26 protein-coding genes and 4 tRNA genes are annotated in these 22,899 nt (G+C 59.1%); 19 read left to right on the top strand and 11 right to left on the bottom strand.

What is annotated here, in order from left to right; all coding sequences use genetic code 11:
* Window positions 1-89: 89 nt before the first annotated feature.
* The gene (locus HU724_RS18590) at window positions 90-320 is read left to right on the top strand and encodes a hypothetical protein (RefSeq protein WP_071172961.1); all 231 of its coding nucleotides are present in this window, start codon (window positions 90-92) and stop codon (window positions 318-320) included.
* A gap of 131 nt (window positions 321-451) precedes the next feature.
* Here HU724_RS18590 and HU724_RS18585 read toward each other — a convergent pair whose 3' ends face one another.
* A complete protein-coding gene (locus HU724_RS18585) occupies window positions 452-1,354 on the bottom strand; it encodes a DMT family transporter (protein ID WP_225927630.1) in 903 nt (300 codons plus the stop codon).
* 101 nt (window positions 1,355-1,455) lie between these two features.
* Here HU724_RS18585 and HU724_RS18580 point away from each other — a divergent pair, with 101 nt between their 5' ends.
* Window positions 1,456-2,322, top strand: coding sequence for a LysR substrate-binding domain-containing protein (locus HU724_RS18580; RefSeq protein WP_186566297.1), 867 nt, complete (start codon window positions 1,456-1,458; stop codon window positions 2,320-2,322).
* Between the two features lie 224 nt (window positions 2,323-2,546).
* On the opposite strand, the gene trhP is transcribed toward HU724_RS18580, so the two are convergent.
* On the bottom strand, window positions 2,547-3,875 hold the full coding sequence (gene trhP, locus HU724_RS18575; protein WP_186566299.1) for a prephenate-dependent tRNA uridine(34) hydroxylase TrhP: 1,329 nt from the start codon (window positions 3,873-3,875) through the stop codon (window positions 2,547-2,549).
* A 156-nt stretch (window positions 3,876-4,031) separates the two neighbouring features.
* Here trhP and HU724_RS18570 point away from each other — a divergent pair, with 156 nt between their 5' ends.
* Window positions 4,032-5,093 (top strand): AI-2E family transporter, encoded by a 1,062-nt coding sequence (locus tag HU724_RS18570; RefSeq protein ID WP_186566301.1) that lies wholly within the window; start codon window positions 4,032-4,034, stop codon window positions 5,091-5,093.
* Here the strand turns inward: HU724_RS18570 and HU724_RS18565 are convergent.
* The 3 genes from HU724_RS18565 to HU724_RS18555 form a co-directional block, all read right to left on the bottom strand.
* Window positions 5,090-5,272 carry a hypothetical protein gene (locus HU724_RS18565; RefSeq protein ID WP_016770690.1) on the bottom strand — a complete coding sequence of 61 codons (183 nt, stop codon included), beginning with the start codon at window positions 5,270-5,272 and terminating at the stop codon, window positions 5,090-5,092. The two genes, HU724_RS18570 and HU724_RS18565, sit on opposite strands and share 4 nt — an antisense overlap.
* A gap of 103 nt (window positions 5,273-5,375) precedes the next feature.
* A complete protein-coding gene (locus tag HU724_RS18560; protein ID WP_186566303.1) occupies window positions 5,376-5,570 on the bottom strand; it encodes a hypothetical protein in 195 nt (64 codons plus the stop codon).
* 229 nt (window positions 5,571-5,799) lie between these two features.
* Entirely contained in the window at window positions 5,800-6,180 is a 381-nt protein-coding gene (locus tag HU724_RS18555; RefSeq protein ID WP_024013471.1) for a hypothetical protein, read from the bottom strand.
* A gap of 243 nt (window positions 6,181-6,423) precedes the next feature.
* Between HU724_RS18555 and HU724_RS18550 the strand changes: the two genes are divergently transcribed.
* The gene (locus HU724_RS18550; protein WP_122508131.1) at window positions 6,424-7,242 is read left to right on the top strand and encodes a shikimate 5-dehydrogenase; all 819 of its coding nucleotides are present in this window, start codon (window positions 6,424-6,426) and stop codon (window positions 7,240-7,242) included.
* A 200-nt stretch (window positions 7,243-7,442) separates the two neighbouring features.
* Complete coding sequence (locus tag HU724_RS18545) at window positions 7,443-7,961, top strand: cupin domain-containing protein (RefSeq protein ID WP_186566305.1); 519 nt, start codon at window positions 7,443-7,445, stop codon at window positions 7,959-7,961.
* A 132-nt stretch (window positions 7,962-8,093) separates the two neighbouring features.
* On the opposite strand, the gene HU724_RS18540 is transcribed toward HU724_RS18545, so the two are convergent.
* Entirely contained in the window at window positions 8,094-8,738 is a 645-nt protein-coding gene (locus HU724_RS18540; RefSeq protein WP_186566307.1) for a YceH family protein, read from the bottom strand.
* A 125-nt stretch (window positions 8,739-8,863) separates the two neighbouring features.
* Between HU724_RS18540 and HU724_RS18535 the strand changes: the two genes are divergently transcribed.
* Window positions 8,864-9,373 (top strand): DUF1993 domain-containing protein, encoded by a 510-nt coding sequence (locus tag HU724_RS18535; protein WP_133336894.1) that lies wholly within the window; start codon window positions 8,864-8,866, stop codon window positions 9,371-9,373.
* A gap of 158 nt (window positions 9,374-9,531) precedes the next feature.
* Here the strand turns inward: HU724_RS18535 and sstT are convergent, their stop codons facing one another.
* Window positions 9,532-10,764, bottom strand: a complete 1,233-nt coding sequence (gene sstT / locus HU724_RS18530; protein WP_186566309.1) for a serine/threonine transporter SstT — start codon at window positions 10,762-10,764, stop codon at window positions 9,532-9,534.
* Window positions 10,765-11,071: 307 nt separating this feature from the next.
* Here sstT and HU724_RS18525 point away from each other — a divergent pair, with 307 nt between their 5' ends.
* A complete protein-coding gene (locus HU724_RS18525) occupies window positions 11,072-12,229 on the top strand; it encodes an MFS transporter (protein ID WP_024013467.1) in 1,158 nt (385 codons plus the stop codon).
* On the opposite strand, the gene nhaR is transcribed toward HU724_RS18525, so the two are convergent.
* Complete coding sequence (gene nhaR / locus HU724_RS18520) at window positions 12,224-13,123, bottom strand: transcriptional activator NhaR (RefSeq protein ID WP_016775345.1); 900 nt, start codon at window positions 13,121-13,123, stop codon at window positions 12,224-12,226. The genes HU724_RS18525 and nhaR overlap by 6 nt on opposite strands.
* Before the next feature lie 133 nt (window positions 13,124-13,256).
* Here nhaR and HU724_RS18515 point away from each other — a divergent pair, with 133 nt between their 5' ends.
* Together HU724_RS18515 and HU724_RS18510 are read left to right on the top strand one after the other, a co-directional pair.
* Window positions 13,257-13,499 (top strand): hypothetical protein, encoded by a 243-nt coding sequence (locus HU724_RS18515; RefSeq protein WP_186566311.1) that lies wholly within the window; start codon window positions 13,257-13,259, stop codon window positions 13,497-13,499.
* Between the two features lie 29 nt (window positions 13,500-13,528).
* Window positions 13,529-14,278, top strand: coding sequence for a TerC family protein (locus HU724_RS18510; protein WP_071172950.1), 750 nt, complete (start codon window positions 13,529-13,531; stop codon window positions 14,276-14,278).
* Between the two features lie 260 nt (window positions 14,279-14,538).
* Here HU724_RS18510 and HU724_RS18505 read toward each other — a convergent pair whose 3' ends face one another.
* Window positions 14,539-14,703, bottom strand: a complete 165-nt coding sequence (locus HU724_RS18505; protein ID WP_186566313.1) for a hypothetical protein — start codon at window positions 14,701-14,703, stop codon at window positions 14,539-14,541.
* A gap of 235 nt (window positions 14,704-14,938) precedes the next feature.
* Between HU724_RS18505 and HU724_RS18500 the strand changes: the two genes are divergently transcribed.
* From HU724_RS18500 to HU724_RS18490, 3 genes are all read left to right on the top strand, one after another.
* Window positions 14,939-15,610, top strand: a complete 672-nt coding sequence (locus HU724_RS18500) for a cysteine peptidase family C39 domain-containing protein (RefSeq protein WP_137214745.1) — start codon at window positions 14,939-14,941, stop codon at window positions 15,608-15,610.
* 90 nt (window positions 15,611-15,700) lie between these two features.
* Window positions 15,701-15,907, top strand: a complete 207-nt coding sequence (locus HU724_RS18495) for a DUF6021 family protein (RefSeq protein WP_186566315.1) — start codon at window positions 15,701-15,703, stop codon at window positions 15,905-15,907.
* Window positions 15,908-15,919: 12 nt separating this feature from the next.
* The gene (locus HU724_RS18490; protein WP_016775340.1) at window positions 15,920-16,126 is read left to right on the top strand and encodes a hypothetical protein; all 207 of its coding nucleotides are present in this window, start codon (window positions 15,920-15,922) and stop codon (window positions 16,124-16,126) included.
* A gap of 54 nt (window positions 16,127-16,180) precedes the next feature.
* Here the strand turns inward: HU724_RS18490 and pbpG are convergent, their stop codons facing one another.
* A complete protein-coding gene (pbpG, locus tag HU724_RS18485; protein WP_039763376.1) occupies window positions 16,181-17,119 on the bottom strand; it encodes a D-alanyl-D-alanine endopeptidase in 939 nt (312 codons plus the stop codon).
* A 230-nt stretch (window positions 17,120-17,349) separates the two neighbouring features.
* The gene (folD, locus tag HU724_RS18480) at window positions 17,350-18,204 is read right to left on the bottom strand and encodes a bifunctional methylenetetrahydrofolate dehydrogenase/methenyltetrahydrofolate cyclohydrolase FolD (RefSeq protein WP_016775338.1); all 855 of its coding nucleotides are present in this window, start codon (window positions 18,202-18,204) and stop codon (window positions 17,350-17,352) included.
* Between the two features lie 275 nt (window positions 18,205-18,479).
* On the opposite strand from folD, the gene HU724_RS18475 reads away from it, so the two are divergent.
* The 7 genes from HU724_RS18475 (at window position 18,480) to clpX (ending at window position 22,795) form a co-directional block, all read left to right on the top strand.
* A tRNA-Arg gene (locus HU724_RS18475) sits at window positions 18,480-18,556 on the top strand.
* Between the two features lie 32 nt (window positions 18,557-18,588).
* Window positions 18,589-18,664 (top strand) — tRNA-His (locus tag HU724_RS18470).
* Window positions 18,665-18,721: 57 nt separating this feature from the next.
* Window positions 18,722-18,806 (top strand) — tRNA-Leu (locus HU724_RS18465).
* A 77-nt stretch (window positions 18,807-18,883) separates the two neighbouring features.
* Window positions 18,884-18,959, top strand: a tRNA-His gene (locus HU724_RS18460).
* A gap of 401 nt (window positions 18,960-19,360) precedes the next feature.
* A complete protein-coding gene (gene tig, locus HU724_RS18455; protein ID WP_016775337.1) occupies window positions 19,361-20,671 on the top strand; it encodes a trigger factor in 1,311 nt (436 codons plus the stop codon).
* A 92-nt stretch (window positions 20,672-20,763) separates the two neighbouring features.
* Complete coding sequence (gene clpP / locus HU724_RS18450; RefSeq protein WP_016775336.1) at window positions 20,764-21,399, top strand: ATP-dependent Clp endopeptidase proteolytic subunit ClpP; 636 nt, start codon at window positions 20,764-20,766, stop codon at window positions 21,397-21,399.
* Between the two features lie 112 nt (window positions 21,400-21,511).
* Window positions 21,512-22,795 (top strand): ATP-dependent Clp protease ATP-binding subunit ClpX, encoded by a 1,284-nt coding sequence (clpX, locus tag HU724_RS18445; protein WP_016775335.1) that lies wholly within the window; start codon window positions 21,512-21,514, stop codon window positions 22,793-22,795.
* Window positions 22,796-22,899 lie beyond the last annotated feature (104 nt).

The raw sequence follows: 22,899 nt of genomic DNA, 5'->3' as shown, positions 1-22,899 counted from the left end.
CCGCTGGTCTGATCTACCGCACACCCTCAGCACCCGCGCTTCCAAACAATACGCCCCGGATAATCCGGGCCAGTATTGTGAGGTGCAGCATGGCTGATGACTCGCTTGTTCCCGGTGGCATGGCGCCCACCGACCAGACCCGCCCCGTATCCGGCACCGACGAGCCGACGCTGAGCGATCACGACGCACCGCCGGGCATGGACCCGGGGCGCGATCCGCTGAGCGATGCCGACCGCCCGGATGACTGGAAGGATCCGCCGGATGACGAGGATGTACCGCCGGCGGATGAGCCGACACCGTTGTCGGATGATATGCGCTGAGGTCTGGATTATTCATTGAGTGGGCCGGCCTCTTCGCGAGCAGGCTCGCTCCCACAATGGATGTATGTACGACACAGATCCACTGTGGGAGCGAGCCTGCTCGCGAAGACGGCATCGGCTTCACCGCAGATTCAAGCCTTGCTCTCAACTGCTCGAACGACGCCAACCCGACGCTCCAGATTCAACGCCAACACACTGATCAACACCACCACCGCTCCCATCAGCACCATCAACGTCGGCCGTTCCCCCAATCCCCACGACGCAATTCCCATGGCCGTCGGCGGTATCAGATACAAGGTCATCGTCGCCCGACTCAAGTCCACATGCTTGAGCACGAAACCCCAGGCCAGATACGCCAGTGCGCTGGGAAACACCCCCAACATCAGCACCGCCCACTGCGCACGCGGCGGCGCCTGCATCACGGCGTCAGCCAGCCCCGGCAGATAAATCAGCAACAGCAACGTCCCCGACCACACCGCGTAGCAGCCCAGACTGAAACCGTCGTAGCGCCGCGCATGATGTTTTTGCAGGGCGAAATAGAGGCTCCAGGAAAGCGCCGCTAACAAGATCAACAAGCCATGGGCATTGATAGCGCCCAGGCCCTTGTCGCCGCTGACTACGATCACCACGCCGATAAATCCAAGCAGCACACAGCCCCAACGCCAGGCGCTGACGCGTTCCTTGAACACAAAGCACGCCAGCAGCGTGCTGAATAACGGGCTCGATTGCGCCAGCACGCTGGAAGCCCCGGCACTGATGCCTTGCTGGCCGATGTTCAAGGCGACGTGATGCAGGCTGACGGCGAAGAAGCCCAAGGCAACCAGCAACGGCACATCGCGCCACTGCGGCAGGCGAATGCCTTTGAAAATTGCGATCAGCGCCATCAACAGCGACGCCAGCAGAAAACGCAGCAAGGCCAGATGTCCGGGCTCATATGCTTGCAAGCCGAGATGAATGCCGGTGGGCGAATAACCCCAGCAGCCGATGACAAACGCCATGGCCAGGATGATTTTGCAGGTAGAAGTGGAAGTCATGATCGAGGCACCAGGGCAGTGGATGCGCCGAGTATCCGCGCGCCCGATCATTCGCCACAACTGACTTATACTGCGTCGAATGTTCACTCGGAGTGATGATTATGGAGCTGGCGCAAATCCGCATGTTCAAGACTGTGGCCGAGGTCGGCAGCATTGCCCGGGCCGCTGAAAAGCTGTTCTGCGTGCCGTCGAACATCACTGCGCGGATCAAAGCGCTGGAGGCCGAGTTGGGCGTGGCGCTGTTCTTGCGCGAGGGGCGCGGACTACGCATCAGCCCGGCGGGGCAGACCTTTCTGATTTATGCGGAAAAGATTCTGGCGCTGACCGTTGAAGCCAAACGCGCGCTCGACCCGGCCGCCGAGCCGTCCGGACCGCTGCGCATCGGCGCCATCGAGTCTTCGGCGACCGGGCGCTTGCCGCGCCTGCTGGCGAAATTCCACAAGCGCTACCCGCAAGTGGCACTGGAACTTACCACCGGCACCTGGAGCCAGTTGCTCGACGACACCGTCAACCATCGCCTGGATGGTGCGATCGTGGCGGTAGATGTCGAACGTGCTCAGCTCAAACGCACGCCGATGTATCGCGAGGAATTGTTACTGATCGCCTCGACTTCATTCGGCCCGGTGCGTGACATCGCGGATCTGCAAGACAAAACCCTGTTCATGTGGCCGCAGGGGTGCCCTTACCGAGCAGCGCTCGAGCACTGGTTGCTGCGCCAGGGGCAGGCGCTGCCGATTGTCAGTCTGGCCAGTTACGGAGCGATCGTCGGCTGCGTCAGTGCCGGTGCCGGGGTGGCGCTGGTGCCCAAGGGCGTGTTCGAGCAGTACGCCAAAGGCGCGGGCTGCGAGGGTTACGAGTTTGCTGAACTGACGGCGATCGAGAATTTGTTTTACTGGCATGAAAACGCCGGTGTGCACCCGGCGCGCGAGGCGTTTGTAGGGATGTTGCGTGAGGAGTTTGCCCAATAGAAAAGCGGCCCTCACCCCAGCCCTCTCCCGGAGGGAGAGGGGGTCGACCGAGGTGTCTTGCGTCAGACATCGACCTGAAAGTCCGAGCCGATCATGCATTCACGAGCACAACCAGCGCTGCGTAGTTTGCGGATTCAGCGGTCCCGGTTCAGGTCAGCGTACCTCTGAAATATCCCCCGATCAGTCCCCTCTCCCTCTGGGAGAGGGCTAGGGTGAGGGGCTTTTCAGGTCCGCGGCAAATCCCGCATCAACAACCCAAAGCGCAAATCCACCGCATCCGGTATCGGCACGTACACCGTATGCCCGTCCCCCGGCGCCACTTCGATCGCTTGGCCGCTGACACTCTGCAATTCATGCAGATCAAAATGGAAATTGCCCTTGGGCGTCATCAGTTCCAGATGATTGCCCACGGCAAAACGATTCTTCACTTTCACTTCGGCCAGGCGATCCCGGCGCTCGCCGGTCAGCTCGCCAACGAACTGCTGCCGCTCCGACACCGAACTGCCGTGCTGATAGTTCTGATATTCGTCATGCACATGGCGGCGCAGAAAACCTTCGGTGTAGCCGCGCTGGGCCAGCGACTCGAGATCCAGCATCAGGCTGCGATCAAACTCGCGCCCGGCCACGGCATCATCGATCGCGCGGCGATACACCTGGGTGGTGCGCGCGCAGTAGAAGTGCGATTTGGTCCGGCCTTCGATCTTCAATGAATGCACGCCCATGCGCGTCAGGCGCTCGACATGCTGCACCGCGCGCAGGTCCTTGGCGTTCATGATGTAGGTGCCGTGTTCGTCTTCGAAAGCCGGCATCAATTCATCGGGGCGATTGGCTTCCTGCAACAGAAAGACCTGATCGGTCGGTGCGCCGAGGCCTAGCGTGGGCTCGGGTTGAAAGGTCTGGACGATCTCGCCGAGCTGGTTTTCCGTGGCTTCCTGCGCCGTGTACTTCCAGCGGCAGGCGTTGGTGCAGGTGCCCTGATTGGCATCGCGCTTGTTCATGTAACCGGAAAGCAGGCAGCGCCCGGAATAGGCCATGCACAGCGCGCCGTGCACGAACACCTCCAGCTCCATGCCCGGCACCTGCTCGCGGATTTCGCCGATCTCTTCCAGCGACAGTTCGCGCGACAGAATGATCCGGCTCAGCCCCTGTTGCTGCCAGAACTCGACGCTCGCCCAATTCACCGTGTTGGCCTGCACCGAAAGATGAATCGGCATCAGCGGAAAATGCCGGCGCACCAGCATGATCAGGCCGGGGTCGGACATGATCAGCGCATCCGGGGCCATCTCGATCACCGGCGCCAGATCCTTGAGGAAGGTCTTCAGCTTGGCGTTGTGCGGGGCGATGTTGACCACCACGTAGAAGCGCTTGCCCTGCGCCTGCGCCTCACGGATGCCCAGCGCCAGGTTGGCGTGGTCGAACTCGTTGTTGCGCACCCGCAGGCTGTAGCGCGGCTGGCCGGCGTAGACCGCATCGGCGCCATAAGCGAAGGCGTAACGCATGTTTTTCAGGGTGCCGGCGGGGGCGAGAAGCTCGGGGGCGATGAGAGTCTGCATTTGGGTGTCGGTCGCAAAAGCCGCGCAGGGTAGGGCAGCTGTTGCGAGGGTTTATTGATCTGGATCTATGCTCCATGAATAAACATGGCACTCGCGCGCTCGGCGGCTGACTAAGTGGGGCGGGCGTGCGTGACGCCTGACTGACATGGACCGGATATGAACGAAAAGAGTCTGCAATTCAAATCCCTGACAGTGCTGCTGGTGCTGGTCACGGTGGCCTTTATCTGGATTCTGCTGCCTTTCTACGGCGCGGTGTTCTGGGCTGTCATCCTCGGCATTCTGTTTGCGCCGGTACAGCGCAGGTTGCAGCAGAAGTTCGGCTGGCAACGCAACGTGACGTCGCTGTGCACCTTGAGCCTGTGCCTGGTGATCGCGATTCTGCCGGTGATCATCGTCAGCATCCTGCTGGTGCAGGAAGGGGCGACGGTCTACAAGAACATCGAAAGCGGCGAGCTGGATATCGCTGCGTATCTGGCGCAGTTCAAGCACAGTCTGCCGCCGTACTTTCAGCACTTGCTCGACCGCTTCGGCATGGGCGAACTCGACAGCTTGCGCGAGAAGATCGTCAAAGCGGCGATGCAGGGCAGCCAGGCGCTGGCGACTCAGGCGTTCAGCTTCGGCCAGGGCACGTTCGAATTCGTGGTGAGCTTTTTCATCATGCTCTATCTGTTGTTTTTCTTTCTGCGTGACGGCCCCGAGCTGGCGCGCAAGATACGCAGCGCCGTGCCGCTGGAAGAAAACCACAAGCGCCGCCTGCAACTGAAGTTCAACCGCGTGGTGCGCGCGACAGTCAAAGGCAACGTGGTGGTGGCCGTGACCCAAGGTGCACTGGGCGGGCTGATTTTCTGGTTTCTCGACATTCCCAGCGCATTGCTCTGGGCGGTGCTGATGGCGTTTCTGTCGCTGTTGCCAGCGGTGGGCGCGGGGATTGTCTGGGCGCCGGTGGCGGTGTACTTCCTGCTCAGCGGGATGATCTGGCAGGGTGTGGTGCTGGGCTTGTTCGGCGTATTCGTGATCGGCCTGGTCGACAACGTGCTGCGCCCGATTCTGGTGGGCAAGGATACGAAAATGCCCGATTACCTGATTCTGGTTTCCACCCTCGGCGGCCTCGCGGTCTTCGGCCTCAACGGCTTTGTGATCGGGCCGCTGATTGCCGCATTGTTCCTGTCGAGCTGGGCGCTGTTTGTCGAGACCAAGCCCAAGGTGCAGCTGCCTTAGGCATGAAAGGTGTTGCTGGCGACTTGTTGCGACAAGGCCTGTGCTGCTGGCAAGGAGGTGAGCGGGCCGCTGATCGGCTCGCCGTCGCGCACCAGATACCAGCAAGCGAGCAAACCGGATGCACGCAGCGAAGCGGGAACTGCGCTGCCGATCACCGACATGATTTGAACCTGTGCCATGGGAAAACCTCCATCAAACTGATGGGGCTACCTTAGGGACTTGCCGGCACGACGGACAATCAACGCTTTCGATAGTGGTCATTGATGCCAGTGAGGTCTGGCGTCATTCCACCACTTGATCGAGCATGTGCATGACTTCGCGCTCATTGAGCAGGCCCTTGTGCACGAGGTTTTCGGCGAGCAGGGACAGCAGCTTGGCGCAGCGATGGCCTTCCAGGTGCTTGAGCTCGGTGAGTGCGCTGTACACCTTGTTCGAGGTGCACAGACCGACCATGCGGTGCGGGTTTTGTGTGGGCATACAGTCGTCCTTGTTGTTATCGATCTGTTGTTTACGGACGGATTCAGATTGCGGTTCCGTCATGACAAAGCGGTGACCGTTCGATGAAAAAAGCCCGACGGTCGATTCCATCATGCCGACTTTAGCTGCTCGGACTGTCCTCACAGCGACCTTGGCGAGATTTTTTCAGACGTTGGCCGACCAGCGGTCATAAAAAAGCCCTGCTCGAAAGCAGGGCTCTGTGTTGCGCTTACCAGCGTGGACCACCGTAGTAACCATGTGGGCCGCCGTAATAGCCGTGGGGCCGGCCGTAATAACCGCGAGGCGGGCCGTAGTAGACCGGGGCCGGCTGCACGTAAACCGGTTGCTGCACATACACCGGCGCCGGCTGGTAATAGACCGGTGGCGGTGGTTGCTGCACGTAGACCGGTTGCGGCTGAACATAAACCGGTTGTTGTTGCACATACACTGGCCGATCCTGGTTGATCAGTGCCGAGCCGATGATGGCCGAGCCGACGATCGCGCCAAACACTGCAGGGCCCTGCCAGCCATGGCCACCACCCGCTTCAGCCTGGCCGGTGACGGCAAGTGCGCCAATCAACAAAGCCATGATGGGAAGTTTACGAATCATGATAAGTCCTCGGTTCTTCGACCCGGCGCCGCGGCCTGAATCAGGCCCACAGTTGTCGCGGGGATACAGCTAAGACAGCAAAATTGCGAAATTCAGCACAGCCGCTGGGTAAATTTTGTGTAAGGTCTGTAGCGGCTTCTTTACCCGGCAGCGCAGCGCCACAAACAAGCCCAAATGATGATTCAGAACCCGGTGGGCTGGCCAATCCCGTCCATCCGAAAGTGCGTTTGAAGGAGAAGTTTCATGCAGATGAACCCGAACAAAGACACCCAACTGTGCATGTCCCTGTCCGGGCGCCCGGGGAATTTCGGTCTGCGTTTTCACAACCATTTGTATGAACAGCTGGGCCTGAATTTCTATTACAAAGCGTTCAGCAGCCAGGACCTGACCGGCGCGGTCGGCGGCATCCGGGCACTGGGCATTCGCGGCTGCGGCGTGTCGATGCCGTTCAAGGAAGCCTGCATTGCGCTGGTCGATGAGCTGGATGCGTCGGCGGCGGCGATCCAGTCGATCAACACCATCGTCAACACTGGCGGCCACCTCAAGGCCTACAACACCGATTACATCGCGGTCGCGCAATTGCTGGAAAGCCACGCGGTGCCGAAAGATTCGACCTTCGCCCTGCGTGGCAGCGGCGGCATGGCCAAAGCGGTGGCGAGCGCCCTGCGCGATGGTGGCTACAAGAACGGTTTGATTGTCGCCCGTAACGAGCGGGCCGGCCGCGCCCTGGCGGATTCGCTGGGTTATCGCTGGCAGGCCGAGCTTGGCGACGAGCGCCCGCAGATGTTGATCAATGTCACCCCGGTAGGCATGGACGGCGGGCCGGAGGCGGGGCAGCTGGCGTTCGAGCCTGAAGTGATCAAAGCGGCTGAGACTGTATTCGACGTGGTGGCGATCCCTTCGGAAACGCCGCTGATCGTGCGGGCGCGGGCCGAGGGCAAGCGAGTGATCACCGGGCTTGAGGTGATTGCGATTCAGGCGCTGGAGCAGTTCGTGCTGTACACCGGGGTGCGGCCGAATGAGGCGCAATTTGCGGCGGCGGTGGATTTTGCGCGTAGCTGATTGATTTTTAAGTGGCTGGGCTGGCCTCTTCGCGAGCAGGCTCGCTCCCACAGGTTGAGCGTGTTCCTCCAGTTGGAATGCGATTGAATGTGGGAGCGAGCCTGCTCACGAAGGCCGCTCTGCGGTTCTGGATCACTATCTATAATCCTCGCCAGCACGCACAGACGTGCCCACCACAAAAACCATAACCGAGGCCGCCCATGCATCCGCCCATCCTCAACCTCAACGAGGTCGAACTCGAAGCCCTTCCCGCAGCCCTGGCTCCTGAAGGCGACACTGCCGGGCGTTATCAGCAGCGTATCGCGCGGATCGGCCAGCAACTCGGTGCGCAGAAACTCGGTTATCGCCTGTATGCACTGCCAGCGGGCATGCGCGGCAGTCCGTTCCACAGCCATCGGGTCAATGAGGAGATGTTCTACGTGGTGGCCGGGGAGGGCGAGGTGCGCTTGGGAGGGGAGCGTTTTCCGATCCGCGCCGGTGATGTGATCGCCTGCCCACCGGGCGGACCGGAGAAGGCACATCAGATCATCAATACCAGCGCGGGCGAACTGCGTTATCTGGCGGTGAGCACTCAGCAGCAGCCGGAAATTTGTGAGTATCCGGATTCGAACAAGTATGCGGTGATGGATAATTTCACGGTGGATGCCGAGGGCAATGCCTCGGGTTTTGTCGCTGTCGCGCGGCAGGCGGATGGGGTGGATTATTGGGATGGGGAATGAAGCGGGCAGCTGAATATCGCGCAGACCCTGTGGGAGCGAGCCTGCTCGCGAAGGCGGCGGGTCATCCGAGATCGTGGTGACTGACACTACGCTTTCGCGAGCAGGCTCGCTCCCACAATGGCTTTGCGGTGGTTATTCGAGGCGGGCCAGGCGTTCTTCCAGCGCCGCGATGCGGGCCTCGAGTTCTTCGATACGCTCCAGTGAAACGCCACCGCCCGATCGCTCCCCGGGATTCTGCCGCGCCGCCAGGATCGCCTCGATATCGGCCGGATCGCCCAAGGCATGGGTATAACGATCCTCGCGCTGCCCGGCCTGACGCGGAATCAATACCGCCAGTCCGCGTGCAATCAGGCGTTCAAGCTGATGCACGACCTGCTCGGCGTCTTCGAATTCGTGCATGCGCCCGCTGCGGGTCAGCAGTTCGTTGACGGTCTGCGGACCGCGCAGAAACATCAAACCCGTCAGAATCACCTGCGCCGGCACCAGTTCCAGCGCCTTGTCGACCTTGTGCTCCCAGCGGTCGGCACGGCTGCCCATCACCAGCCGGGTGAAACCACGCCCCTCCAGCGCCCGCAGGCTTTGCCCGACCTGGCCCTGATTGAGGTTCGTCACCGGTTCACGACTGGTTTTCTGATTGCAGGCCAGCACCAGCGCATTGAGGGTCAGCGGATAGGTTTCCGGGCTGGTGGCCTGTTTTTCGATCAGCGCACCGAGAATGCGGATTTCCGTGGCATTGAGCCGTGGCTGGTCGGAGGTGGATTCTTGTTCGTTGCTCATCGCGCGTTCCCTCTGCAGTCGAAGCCGCCTAGCCTAATCCTTGCCAAACAAAAGGCAAGCCGTGTGCTCATCAAGCATGGCTATAATCGCCACCACGTATTACCCAGCCATCACATGAGATTGCCATGACCATTTCACTGTACTCCGCATCCGTCCCGGTTTTTCAACAAATGCTCAACGCCCTGAGCGATGTGCTGAAAAAGGCTGAAGCCCACGCCAGCGCGAAAAACATCGACCAGAGCGTCTTCCTGCAAGCGCGTCTGTACCCGGACATGTTCCCGCTGGTGCGTCAGGTGCAGATCGCCGTGGATTTCGCCAAAGGCGTGTCGGCGCGTCTGGCTGAAGTCGAACTGCCGAAGTACGACGACACCGAAACCACCTTCGCCGAACTGCAAGCGCTGATCGCCAAGGTCCTGGCCTTCATTGGCGAGATCAAGCCAGAGCAGATTGATGGCAAGGAAGGCATCGAAATCGTCACCCGTCCGGGCACGCCGAAAGAGAAGCGCTTCAGTGGTCAGGCGTATCTGCTGACTTACGGCTTGCCGCAGTTCTTCTTCCACGTCACCACCACCTACGCGCTGCTGCGTCATAACGGCGTTGAAGTGGGCAAGCGCGATTACATGGGCGCGTTCTAAACACCCCGATACGAAAAAGCCCGCCAAGGTTCGCGCCTTGGCGGGCTTTTGTTTTTCTGTGGGAGCGAGCCTGCTCGCGAATGCGGCGTATCAGGCGCTATTAATGCTGAATGTCTCGCCCCTTTCGCGAGCAGGCTCGCTCCCACAAGGTAAGGCGGTTACGCCGTACGCTGAGCCTTCTCTTCTTCGCCCAGGCAAGCCGCCGCGGTAAACAGCACGTCAGTCGACGAGTTCAGCGCGGTCTCCGCCGAATCCTGCAGCACGCCAATAATGAAGCCCACCGCCACGACCTGCATGGCGATCTCGCTCGGGATGCCGAACAGGCTGCACGCCAGCGGAATCAGCAGCAGCGACCCACCGGCCACACCCGAAGCACCACAGGCGCAAATGGCTGCGACGACGCTGAGCAGGATCGCGGTCGGAATGTCCACAGCGATGCCCAAGGTGTGCACCGCCGCCAGGGTCAGCACGGTAATGGTGATCGCCGCACCGGCCATGTTGATGGTCGCGCCGAGCGGGATCGATACCGAGTAGGTGTCTTCGTGCAGGCCCAGGCGCTTGCTCAATTCCAGGTTGACCGGAATGTTCGCCGCCGAGCTGCGGGTGAAGAACGCGGTGATGCCGCTTTCGCGCAGGCAAATCAGGGTCAACGGGTACGGATTGCGGCGCAGCTTCCAGAACACGATCAGCGGGTTCATCACCAGCGCGACGAACAGCATGCAGCCCAGCAGCACCGCCAGCAGGTGCGCGTAGCCGAGCAGCGCGCCAAAACCGGAGGTGGCCAATGTCGACGCGACCAGGCCGAAGATGCCCAGCGGCGCGAAGCGAATGACCACGCGGACGATCACGGTGACGCCGTTGGACAAGTCACCGAGCACTTCGCGAGTGGTGTCGCCAGCGTGGCGGATGGCAATGCCCATGCCGATCGCCCAGGCCAGAATGCCGATGAAGTTGGCATTCATCAGCGCGCTGACCGGGTTGTCGACGACGCTCAGCAACAGGCTTTGCAGCACTTCGCCGATGCCGCCGGGCGCAGTCACGGCAACGTTCTCGGTCGATAACACCAGATTCGACGGGAACGCCATGCTGGCGACCACGGCCACCACCGCAGCGCTGAATGTACCCAGCAGGTAAAGGAACAGGATCGGGCGGATGTGGGTTTCCTGACCGTGCTTGTGGTTGGCGATCGAGGCCATCACCAGCACGAACACCAGAATCGGCGCCACGGCTTTCAACGCCGAGACAAACACCTTGCCGATGAACGCGGTGGACTTCGCCAGCTCCGGTGCAATCAGGGCCAGGGCAATGCCGGCGATCAGACCAATGACTATCTGGGTCACCAGACTCAGGCGTTTCAGGCGTTGCAGTAACGAAGGGGATGAAGCGGTCATAGCGGCATCTCTGTTTTTTATAGGGTGCGAAGCGTCGTGGGCAGTCACGAAACGCCTGTCGAAGTGACATCAACGCCGCCAAACGGCACGTTGAACAGCTGTACGATTTTCAGGGCGCGGACTTTATCACAGCGTAGGCGTGAACCTTCAGGCCTGTGACGATCTGCCACCGGATCGGCCCGGCAGATCGGCAGTTTTGGGCAACTCAGTGCGGACGCAGTCTGTTAAGCTTCGCCATCCTCATTTTCAAGTTCTGCCAGCGGGCCTCCGGGTCATCGCTGGTGTCGTCGTTTTGCTGGAGTTGCGCATGCTGTTGCCTATTCTTCTGTTGTCCGCCGCCGGGTTCACGGTGCTGACCACGGAATTCGTCATTGTCGGCCTGTTGCCGGCGATCGCCCGAGACCTCGAAGTCAGCATCCCGCAAGCCGGGCTGCTGGTGACCTTGTTCGCCTTTACCGTGGCGCTGTTCGGCCCGTTCCTGACCGCGTATTTCGCCCGTTTCGAACGGCGCAAACTGTTCATCAGCATTCTGATCATGTTCGGTCTGGCCAATACCGTTGCAGCGTTGGCGCCGAATATCTGGGTGATGGCCATCGCACGGTTGATTCCGGCGTTGGGTTTGCCAGTGTTCTGGGCATTGGCCAGTGAAACCGCCGTCGACATCGTCGGCCCGGATTTCGCCGGCCGCGCCATCGCCAAGATCGGCTTCGGTATCGTCTGCGCCACGGTGTTCGGCATTCCGGTCGGCACGCTGATTTCCGACGCGTTCGGCTGGCGCAGCGCATTCGGCATTCTGGCGCTGATCGCGTTTGCCAAAGCCTTGCTGCTGTTTGTCTATCTGCCGAAAACCAGTCTGCATCAGCATCAGGTCAGCTTCCGTTCGCAGTTCAAGATCCTGCGCAGCCCGCTGATGCTCGGCCATATCTTGTTGTCGATTCTGGTGTTCAGCGGCATGTTCACCGCTTATACCTACCTTGCGGACATCCTCGAACGACTTGCCGGTTTCAACGGCACCGTGGTCGGTTGGTGCCTGATGGCGTTTGGCGCAGTCGGGCTGATCGGCAACTCGCTCGGCGGGCGTGCGGTGGATCGGCATCCGCTGGGGGCGTCGGTGTTGTTCTGTGCGTTCATGATCGCCGGCATGGTTTCGCTGGTGCCGAACATTCATTCGCCAGTCGGCCTGGCGGTGGCGATGGGTATTTGGGGCGTGACCCAGGCGGCGCTGTTCCTGGTCAGCCATGTGCGCCTGATGAAAGCCGCACCGGAAGCGCCGGCCTTCGCCGCGTCGCTGAACATCGCCGGGGCCAATCTCGGTATCGGCCTGGGCGCGATGGTCGGCGGCCGGGTGATCGACAGTGCCGGGCTGGGCTTCTTGGGCTTTGCCGCTGCCGGCTTCATTTTGCTGTCGGTGTTCCTTGCCATGGTGTTGATGACGCTGAAGCCGCGGGAAGTCTGCGCTTCATAACCCGGTAAACAGCTCGCGTCGGGCACCCTCGGTAATCGCTACGATGCCAGGGTGCTTGACCTTGCGTTCCACCGAAATGGCATAGAACGACTCGCTCACCGCGTCGGTCTGGCCGATCAACTCGACGCCGTACTGGCGCTTCACTTCCTCGGCAATCACGCTCGGGCCGATAAAGATCCCGCTGCCGGATTGGCCGAAGGCCTGCATCAAAGCACTGTCATCGAATTCGCCGACAATCTGCGGCTGGATCTGCTGTTCGGCGAACCAGCGCTGCAAACGGCTGCGCACCACGGTTTCCGCGCCGGGAATCAGCAGCGGCGCGCCGTGCAGGCTGCGCGGGAAATCCTGGCCATACTGCGCGGCGAGTTCGGCGGTGGCGAAAAAACTGATCCCGCATTCACCGAGCTTCTGGCTGTAGCCTTTGATGTCCAGATGCGAAGGCATCGGGCTGTCGGAAATAACCAGATCCAGACGCTGGATGGCCAGATCGGCGAGCAGGCGCTCGAGCTTGTCTTCGCGGCAGGTGATGCGCAGCGGCTCGCTCAACTCCATGGTCGGCGCGATCAGGCGATAAACAATCGATTTGGGCACCACGTCGGCCACCCCGACGCGAAAGAGGATCTGCTGCTCGTTGGGCTGCGCTCGCAGCATCAGCTCCAGCTCGCCGCCCAACTGAAACATCTGCTCGGCGTAGGGCAGGGCCTGACGACCGGCTTCGGTGAGCTCCAGCTGCCGGCCGACGCGGCGAAACAACTCCACGCCATAGGTTTGTTCAAGCAGTGAAATCTGTCCGCTGATGGTCTGTGGCGTCAGGTTCAGTTGTTCGCAGGCGCGGACGATGCTGCCGGTTTTGGCCACAACCCAGAAGTAGTGCAGTTGTCGGTAATTGAGCATAGCGGTCGCCACTTCGTGAAAACCGAAGTATAGCCGCTAAAAATACGAATTTTCCTGAAGTGTTCATCTCCCTAGAATGCCCAGCCATCGACGGCCGGTGTGTGCGCCTGTCTGTTCATTCGAAGGAAACCTTATGAAATACACATTTCCCGCAGTGATGTTTGCGTCTTTACTGGTACTGGCCGGTTGTGAGCAGGCGGAAAAAAGCGCCCAGCAACTGATGGGCGCGGCGGCTGAAACTGCCAAGCAAGCGATCGATGACACCCATAAGGCCGCCGAGCAAGCGCTCAGCGATGCCACCGGTGGCTTGATCCAGAAGAAAGAAACACCGGAAAAACAGGCGGAAGAATCCGAATCTTCCTCCAAGACCATCTGAACCGTCTTACACAGAGTCAGGACTGACCCATGGAATATCTGTTAGAACTCGCCGCCAGCCCCACCGCTTGGGTTGCTTTGGCCACATTGGTGGTGATGGAAATCGTGCTCGGCATCGATAACCTGATCTTTATCTCGATCCTGACCAACAAACTGCCCGAACAGCATCGGCAGAAGGCGCGCCGTATCGGTATCGGCATGGCCCTGATTCTGCGTCTGGCGTTGTTGAGCACCATCGCGTTCATCGTGCAGTTGACCGAGCCTGTGATCGAAATCCTTGGCCAGGCGTTCTCCTGGAAGGACATGATCCTCATTGCCGGTGGTCTGTTCCTGGTGTGGAAAGCCACGACCGAGATCCATCACAGCATGGACCCGTCGCCGGAAGACCCCAAGACCGCGACTTCCACCGTAACCCTGGGTTTTGCTGCGGCTATCGGTCAGATCCTGATGCTCGACATGGTGTTCTCGATCGACAGCATCATTACCGCTGTCGGCATGACCGAACACTTGCCGATCATGATCATCGCGGTAGTAGTGTCGGTGCTGGTGATGCTGCTCGCGGCTGATCCGCTGGCCAAGTTCATCAACGACAACCCGACCGTGGTCATGCTGGCGCTGGGCTTCCTGATCATGATCGGCATGACGCTGATCGCCGAAGGCTTCGGCGCCCACGTACCGAAAGGCTATGTGTACGCGGCCATGGCATTCTCGGCTGGTATCGAAGTATTGAACATGATGTCGCGCCGGGCGAAGCAGAAGAAGGTTGCTCAGCAGGCGTAATTGCTGAGAACACAAAAAACCGCCTGGGCTGGTTGAGCTCAGGCGGTTTTTTTTCGCTTTGGTATTTGCGGTGTGTTTGAAAGCCAGCCCCTCATCGGAACGCCGCCCGCCCAGCCCTCTCCCGAGGGAGAGGGAGCCGATTTTTGGGCTTTTCAAATGCTGAGTTCGGCTGGATATGTCACGTCGACCTAATCCGGAAGAACAACCCGGTCAGTTCCCTCTCCCTCCGGGAGAGGGCTAGGGTGAGGGGCTCTTGATCTTCAATGCGCAGCAACGTGCCGCACTGGATGCTTCTCTGTCTTCTCAACCGGCATCGTCTGCACCGGATGATGGCGCCGCGAAATCCGCAGCACGCCCCACAACATGGCAGTCGCCACGGCCAGCCAGCCGGCTATCAACATCACGATGGTCATGGTCAGGCTCATTGGTGCCTCCTCTTCGCCCTGCATCGGGCGCCCGCTTTTCGCAATTCGCTCTATTTCAGTGACAGTCTAGTCAATGGGGTGTTTCAAGCTATTGACCAAAGGTCGTTAGTCACCAATCAGTTTGCTCTATGCAATCGCAGAGTCTGCGGTTTAAGGCTATACCGCGGGCGGGTGCGGCTCTATGATCGCTGGCGTTGCCGGAACACGATGACCGGCGTCTGGAAGAGAGTGACTGATGGTGCAGGTATTTTCTCGAGTGCGCGGAGCGTTGCTTGCCGGCGCTTGCGCGGTGGTGCTGAGCGGATGCGCGGGCAACGTGGCCCCGGAAGTCAAGCGCTTGCCGGAGCGGGTTGAGCTCAGCGGCACCTTCTATCGTGGCGAAGCCAACCAGAGTGGGCCACAGGTGCTGGCCAGTCTGCTGTCGCAACAAGGCATCGTGATCACCCCGGGCCTTCTGGAAAAACCGCTGCACTTGCCGGGCGCTGAGGACAAGCTGCAGCAAAACATGCAGAACCTTGCTCGCGAATATGGCTTGGTGGTTTATCCGCTCGACAGCAAGCTGCCAGCCTTGCTGACCCAGGTCGCAGCGGGCTATCCGGTCATGGTGCGTTTCAGCGAAGGTTCGGCATTCTGGGCCGAGCCGCGTTACGCGATCCTGTCCGGCTACGATCGCAACAAACAGAAAGTCCTGCTGCGCGCCGGCATGAATCGTCGGCAGTTGATGGATTTCGGCAGTTTTCAAGCAGCGCTCGAAAAGGCCGGTGGCTGGGCAATCCTGATTCAGAAACCGGCGCAGATCCCGGCAGCCGTCGACCGCTCCCGTTGGCTGAAAGCCGCCGATGAACTGGCGCAGGCCGGTGAAGAAAATGCTGCGGCGCAGGCGCGAAAGGCTCTGGCGGCGCAATAAGCCTCCGTTCGTCATCTGCCGGGCACGACTGCGCCCGGCCAGCCTCTGAAGATTAATGCCCGTGCTTCGCGGGTGAATCAAGGAGGCAACATGGCAGATTCCCCAAACCCGAAAGGCCCGCACTCGTCCGAACATTCCTCGGGTGATGATCTGGGATTCGATCCGGATTCGCCGGACCTTGACGATCCGCAAGTCGATCCGGTCGGGCCGGCGAAGGCGCCGCTGGATGTCGAGCCCGGTGAAGATCAGAAGAAACCGGCCAAGCCCTATGATCCGTTAGCCGATCTGAAACCTTGATGTGAGGTGCGTATGAGTACCGATTCAAGCTTCGATGACCACAAACCTGACAGCGTGCCGACCACGCCGGAGCCTGAGGTTGATCCGGTGCTGGACCCGGACAGCCCGATGCGTGACCCGCTGGCCCGGCCCAATGTGCTGACGCCGGAGGTTTCGCCAGAGCCGAGCTCGGGCGATGGCATCCCCGATGACGACAAGATGCCGCTGCCCAACGACTGATGCGCAGACGAAAAAAAGCCCCGAAGATTCGGGGCTTTTTCATTGCTGCGGGTTCTATTTCGCCGCTTCGACTACGCCGCTCTGACGGCTCTTGAGGTTCTTGTCGGCTTTATATTGCTGCGCCACCGCGGGAACCGTGGCGCTGCGTCCGGTTTCCACCCAGCTGCGGATACGGCTGGCATCGGCAAAATGCGTGTACTTGCCAAACGCATCGAGAATCACCAGCGCAACCGGACGGTTGCCCATCTTCGTCACTAACACCAGGCAATGGCCGGCCGGGTTGGTGAAACCGGTCTTGGTGATCTTGATGTCCCAATCAGCCTTGTTGACCAAATGATCGGTATTGCGAAAGCCCAAGGTGTAGTTGGGCTTGCGGAACGCCACGGTTTTTTCCTTGGTGGTGGTCAGTTGCACCAGAAGCGGTTGCTTGTGCGCGGCCACCAGCAATTTGCTCAGATCGCGGGCGGTGGAAACGTTGCGCTCCGACAAACCGGTAGGCTCGACGAAGTGCGTGCTGGTCATGCCCAGCGCCTTGGCCTTGGCGTTCATCGCCGCGATAAAAGCAGCGTAGCCGCCCGGATAGTGATGGGCGAGGCTGGCGGCAGCGCGGTTTTCCGAGGACATCAAGGCGATCAACAGCATCTCGCGGCGCGGCAGCTCACTCTTGAGTTTGACCCGGGAGAACACACCCTTCATTTCCGGGGTGTTCCTGATGTCGACATCGATCCATTCGTCCATGTTCTGTCGAGCTTCTACCACGACCAGGCCCGTCATCAGCTTGCTGACGGAAGCGATCGGCACGATCACGTCAGGGTTGCTGGAATAGATGACTTTGTTGGTCTGCATATCCATGAGCAGGGCGCTGCCAGACGCGATCTTCAAAGTCGAAGCGTCACGTGGGACAGCGGTGGTTTCCGCAGCGTTGATCGTTGGCGTGATGAATGTGCCTGTAACAGCAAACAACAGGCTCAGAATCGAGAGACGAATTTTCACGCGGGCGAACTCTAAAAGGTTGGATATACCGTTATTTTGTAACGGGTTATTTCTTAAAATCGGCGCATTTTAGAAGTATGGCTGAAGAACTGTCGATGGTTGTTTGTAAGACCTGAAAATCTCGTGAAAAGGCCTGTAAAAAGAGCGGTTTCCGGCGAACGGTTGAAGTTTTTTCTCAGGCACGAAAAACCCCGCACGAGGCGGGGTTCTGGTGCAGCGGAAAAATTCGATCAGACGTGCAGGGTTTCCGCGGCGTAGAGCGTGTTTTCCAGCAGGCAGGCGCGGGTCATCGGGCCAACGCCGCCCGGTACCGGAGTGATCCAGCCAGCCCGGGGCAGGGCGGTTTCGTAGACGACGTCACCGACCAGTTTGCCGTCGTCCTGACGGTTGATGCCGACGTCGATCACGATCGCGCCTTCCTTGATCCACTCGCCTTTGACCAGGCCCGGTTTGCCGGCGGCAACGACTACCAGATCGGCACGACCGACGTGACCGGCCAGGTCCTTGGTGAAGCGGTGAGTCACGGTGACGGTGCAGCCGGCCAGCAGCAATTCCATGGCCATCGGGCGACCGACGATATTCGAGGCGCCCACGACTACCGCGTCCATCCCGTAAAGATCAGCGCCAGTGCTCTCCAGCAAAGTCATGATGCCTTTCGGGGTGCAGGGGCGCAGCAGCGGGATGCGCTGGGCCAGGCGACCGACGTTGTACGGGTGGAAGCCGTCGACGTCTTTGTCCGGGCGAATGCGTTCCAGCAGCTTGGACGCGTCGAGGTGTTCGGGCAGAGGCAACTGCAGGAGCACGCCGTCGATGGCCGGATCGTCGTTGAGGCGATCGATCAGATCGGTCAGGGCGTCCTGAGTGGTGTCGGAGGGCAGGTCGTAGGCTTGAGAGAGGAAGCCAACCTCTTCACAGTCTTTACGCTTGTGCGAGACATAAACCTGAGAGGCAGGATCGCTGCCGACCAGGATCACCGCGAGGCCGGGGGTGCGCAGGCCTTGCTGGCGACGCTCGGCAACTCGTTGGGCGATCTGCTGGCGCAGGCTGGCGGCGATCGATTTGCCGTCGATTAGTTGTGCAGTCATTGCGCGTGATTAACCATCGAGAGGGGAAAAAATGAGAACGCATTCTCGCATGTCGAGCGGTGAGGGCAAAGGCGCTTGGTCAGCAAATTCCTCTAACTCCTTTAATTAAATGAATTTTTTTCAAAAAGGATTTGACGACCTTTGGAGCCCTCTATACTATTCGTCGCACTTGTCGGGCACAGCCTAGCACTGGTTAAGAAGGTGGAGCGGAATCAAGGTTCTGCGACGCTGGAAAGCACTTAGTTTGTAGTCCTTTAAGAGTACAGATTAACAAGGCGCCCGTAGCTCAGCTGGATAGAGCATCCGCCTTCTAAGCGGATGGTCGCAGGTTCGAGTCCTGCCGGGTGCGCCATTAGGCAGCTTTGGCACAAGTAACGCGATATGGTGGGCGTAGCTCAGTTGGTAGAGCACGGGATTGTGACTCCCGTTGTCGTGGGTTCGATCCCCATCGTCCACCCCATATTTCGAAAGGCGCCAGATTTAACGGTCTGGCGCCTTTGCTTTAAAAGCTTCATCCGCGGATGTGGTGGAATTGGTAGACACACTGGATTTAGGTTCCAGCGCCGCGAGGCGTAAGAGTTCGAGTCTCTTCATCCGCACCAAATAAAGCTTTATCTGCGCCTCGGGCCTGATGAAGTTACGACAAAGAAGTTGTTTGGCTTTTTTGTTACGCAATATGGTGGGCGTAGCTCAGTTGGTAGAGCACGGGATTGTGACTCCCGTTGTCGTGGGTTCGATCCCCATCGTCCACCCCATATTTCGAAAGGCGCCAGATTTAACAGTCTGGCGCCTTTTTTGTTTTAGCGGTTTCGAAATCCGGCCATGGCCGATTTCGAAGCGCAGGGCAGGGCACTTCATCGCTTTTAAAGGATCGGATGACGCTGAACTGCTCGTCGTTCCGGTTTTGCCGGAACGTCTGTCGGGGCGGATTTGATAGTTGCTTCTATATATAGAAGCGTTGCTGCAGAGCCCTGACGTGATCGCTTGTATTCGCCAGTGGAGTGCACGGCATTCGTGCGGCGCTCCCTATAAATTGCCTGCTGTTTTTTTACCCGTTTTCAGTAGGGTGACTTCTTGAGTTTGACCCACTAGAATGCATGCCCTTGATTCTGGGGTCGGAAACGGCCGGCTAACGTCTGTGCAACGAGGAATATCCATGCAAGTTTCTGTTGAAAATACTACTGCTCTCGAGCGCCGCATGAGCGTCACCGTGCCGGCAGAGCGCATCGAGACTCAGGTCAACAAGCGTCTGCAGCAGACTGCCCAAAAGGCCAAAATTGCTGGCTTCCGTCCAGGCAAAGTGCCAATGAGCGAAATCAAGCGCCGTTTCGGTGCTGATGCGCGTCAGGAAGCGGTAGGCGACGTCATCCAGTCTTCCTTCTATGAAGCTGTGGTCGAGCAGAAGCTCAACCCTGCCGGTTCGCCTTCGATCGAGCCAAAGTCGCTCGAAGCGGGCAAGGATCTGGAATACGTTGCTGTATTCGAAGTCTTCCCTGAGTTCACCGTTGCTGGCTTCGAAGGCATCACCGTTGAGCGTCTGAGCGCTGAAGTGGCTGACGCTGACCTGGACAAGATGCTCGACATCCTGCGCAAGCAGAACACCCGTTTCGAAGTGGCTGACCGTGCCGCGCAGAACGAAGATCAGCTGAACATCGATTTCGTTGGCAAGGTTGACGGCGAAGTGTTCGCTGGTGGCTCCGCCAAGGGTACTCAGCTGGTACTGGGTTCCGGCCGCATGATCCCGGGCTTCGAAGAAGGCCTGGTTGGTGCTAAGGCTGGCGAAGAACGCGTTCTGAACCTGACCTTCCCTGAGGACTATCAGAACCTGGACCTGGCTGGCAAAACCGCCGAGTTCACCGTGACCGTCAACACTGTGTCCGAGCCTAAGCTGCCTGAGCTGAACGAAGAGTTCTTCGCTCAATTCGGCATCAAGGAAAGCGGCATCGACGGTTTCCGCACCGAAGTTCGCAAGAACATGGAGCGTGAACTGCGTCAGGCGATCAAATCCAAGGTCAAGAATCAGGTAATGGACGGTCTGCTGGCCACCAACCCGATCGAAGTGCCAAAGGCTCTGCTGTCCAACGAAGTTGACCGTCTGCGCGTGCAGGCTGTTCAGCAGTTCGGCGGCAACATCAAGCCAGACCAACTGCCGGCCGAGCTGTTCGAAGAACAGGCCAAGCGCCGCGTCGTGCTGGGCCTGATCGTTGCTGAAGTGGTCAAGCAGTTCGACCTCAAGCCTGACGAAGCTCGCGTTCGCGAAATGATTCAGGAAATGGCTTCCGCTTACCAGGAGCCAGAGCAGGTCGTGTCGTGGTACTACAAAAACGAGCAGCAACTGAACGAAGTGCGTTCGGTTGTGCTGGAAGAACAAGTTGTGGATACTGTTCTGCAGAAAGCTAGTGTGACCGACAAATCGGTCTCCTACGAAGAAGCAGTCAAGCCGGTAGAAGCTCCAGCAGCCGACTGATTGATTTTGCGTTAGAAGTGCACACCATAAGCCAGCTCTCGAGCTGGCTTATGCGTATTCAAGACATAACTATTTGGGAGCGACTGCAGAGCATGTTCCGTAATTCTTATATTCAGCAGAACTCTGATATCCAGGCCGCCGGCGGCCTGGTCCCGATGGTTGTCGAGCAGTCCGCTCGTGGCGAACGCGCCTACGACATCTACTCGCGCCTGCTCAAGGAGCGAGTGATCTTTCTGGTGGGCCCGGTAGAGGACTACATGGCCAACCTGATCTGTGCGCAACTGCTGTTCCTTGAAGCGGAAAACCCGGACAAGGACATCCATCTGTACATCAACTCGCCGGGCGGTTCGGTGACTGCCGGCATGTCGATCTACGACACCATGCAGTTCATCAAGCCGAACGTGTCGACCACCTGCATCGGTCAGGCCTGCAGCATGGGCGCATTCCTGCTCACCGCAGGTGCACCGGGCAAGCGTTTCTGCCTGCCGAACTCGCGCGTGATGATTCACCAGCCACTGGGCGGTTTCCAGGGCCAGGCGTCGGACATCGAAATCCACGCCAAGGAAATCCTCTTCATCCGCGAGCGTCTGAACATGCTGATGGCCAAGCACAGCGGGCGTACTCTGGAAGAAATCGAGCGCGATACCAATCGCGACAACTTCATGAGTGCCGAAGCTGCGAAGGAATACGGCCTGATCGACGAAGTGATCAACCAGCGTCCAGCTTAATATAAGCAGCGCAAAACAGGCCTGATCGGCATGTCCGATCAGCGGCGGGCTTGAAAAAGCCCGCAATAGCCTTCATCTTGTGTTGCAAGCCTATCGGATTTGGATCGAACGAATGACTGACACCCGCAACGGCGAGGACAACGGCAAGCTGCTCTATTGCTCCTTCTGTGGCAAAAGCCAGCATGAAGTGCGCAAATTGATTGCCGGCCCCTCGGTCTTTATCTGCGACGAGTGCGTCGACCTGTGCAATGACATCATCCGCGAGGAGGTGCAGGAAGCACAGGCCGAAAGCAGCGCGCATAAATTGCCTTCGCCTAAAGAAATCAGCGGCATCCTTGACCAGTACGTCATTGGTCAGGAGCGTGCGAAAAAGGTTTTGGCCGTAGCGGTGTACAACCACTACAAGCGCCTGAACCAGCGTGACAAAAAGGCTGACGACGTCGAACTCGGCAAGAGCAACATCCTGCTGATCGGCCCGACAGGCTCCGGTAAAACCCTGCTGGCCGAAACACTGGCCCGCTTGCTGAACGTTCCGTTCACCATTGCTGACGCAACTACCCTCACCGAGGCAGGTTACGTGGGTGAAGATGTCGAGAACATCATTCAGAAGCTGCTGCAGAAGTGCGATTACGACGTAGAGAAAGCCCAGATGGGCATTGTCTACATCGATGAAATCGACAAGATTTCCCGCAAGTCCGACAACCCGTCGATCACCCGTGATGTTTCCGGTGAAGGCGTGCAGCAGGCCTTGCTCAAGTTGATCGAAGGCACGGTCGCTTCGGTACCGCCGCAAGGTGGCCGCAAGCATCCGCAGCAGGAGTTCCTGCAGGTCGACACCCGTAACATCCTGTTCATCTGCGGTGGTGCGTTCTCCGGCCTGGAAAAGGTCATTCAGAACCGTTCCACCAAAGGCGGCATCGGCTTCAACGCCGAAGTGCGCAGCAAGGAAGAGGGCAAGAAGGTTGGTGAATCCCTGCGTGAAGTCGAGCCTGACGATCTGGTCAAGTTCGGTCTGATCCCGGAATTCGTCGGTCGTCTGCCGGTCCTGGCGACATTGGATGAGCTCGACGAGGCTGCGCTGATGCAAATCCTCACCGAGCCGAAAAATGCTCTGACCAAACAGTATGCCAAGCTGTTCGAGATGGAAGGCGTGGATCTGGAATTCCGTTCCGACGCGCTGAAATCGGTCGCCAAGCGTGCTCTGGAACGTAAAACCGGTGCTCGTGGCCTGCGTTCGATACTCGAAGGTGTGCTGCTCGACACGATGTATGAGATCCCCTCGCAGTCCGAGGTGAGCAAAGTCGTGATCGATGAAAGCGTGATCGAAGGCAAGTCCAAGCCACTGTATATCTACGAAAACAGTGAGCCGACGGCCAAGGCAGCGCCGGACGCGTAAGCGTTCACAGCGCCGCAACAAAGAAGGGGCCTTCGGGCCTCTTTTTTTTTAAGTCGTTTTTTACCTCCGCTTTGCGCTTGTTTTTTTTCGAGGCAGCCCCCATC

Origin of the sequence: Pseudomonas iranensis (assembly GCF_014268585.2) — a bacterium.
Lineage (GTDB): Bacteria > Pseudomonadota > Gammaproteobacteria > Pseudomonadales > Pseudomonadaceae > Aquipseudomonas > Aquipseudomonas iranensis.
Note: the sequence above shows the minus strand (reverse complement) of the source record. Positions and strands in the feature narration are given on the sequence as shown.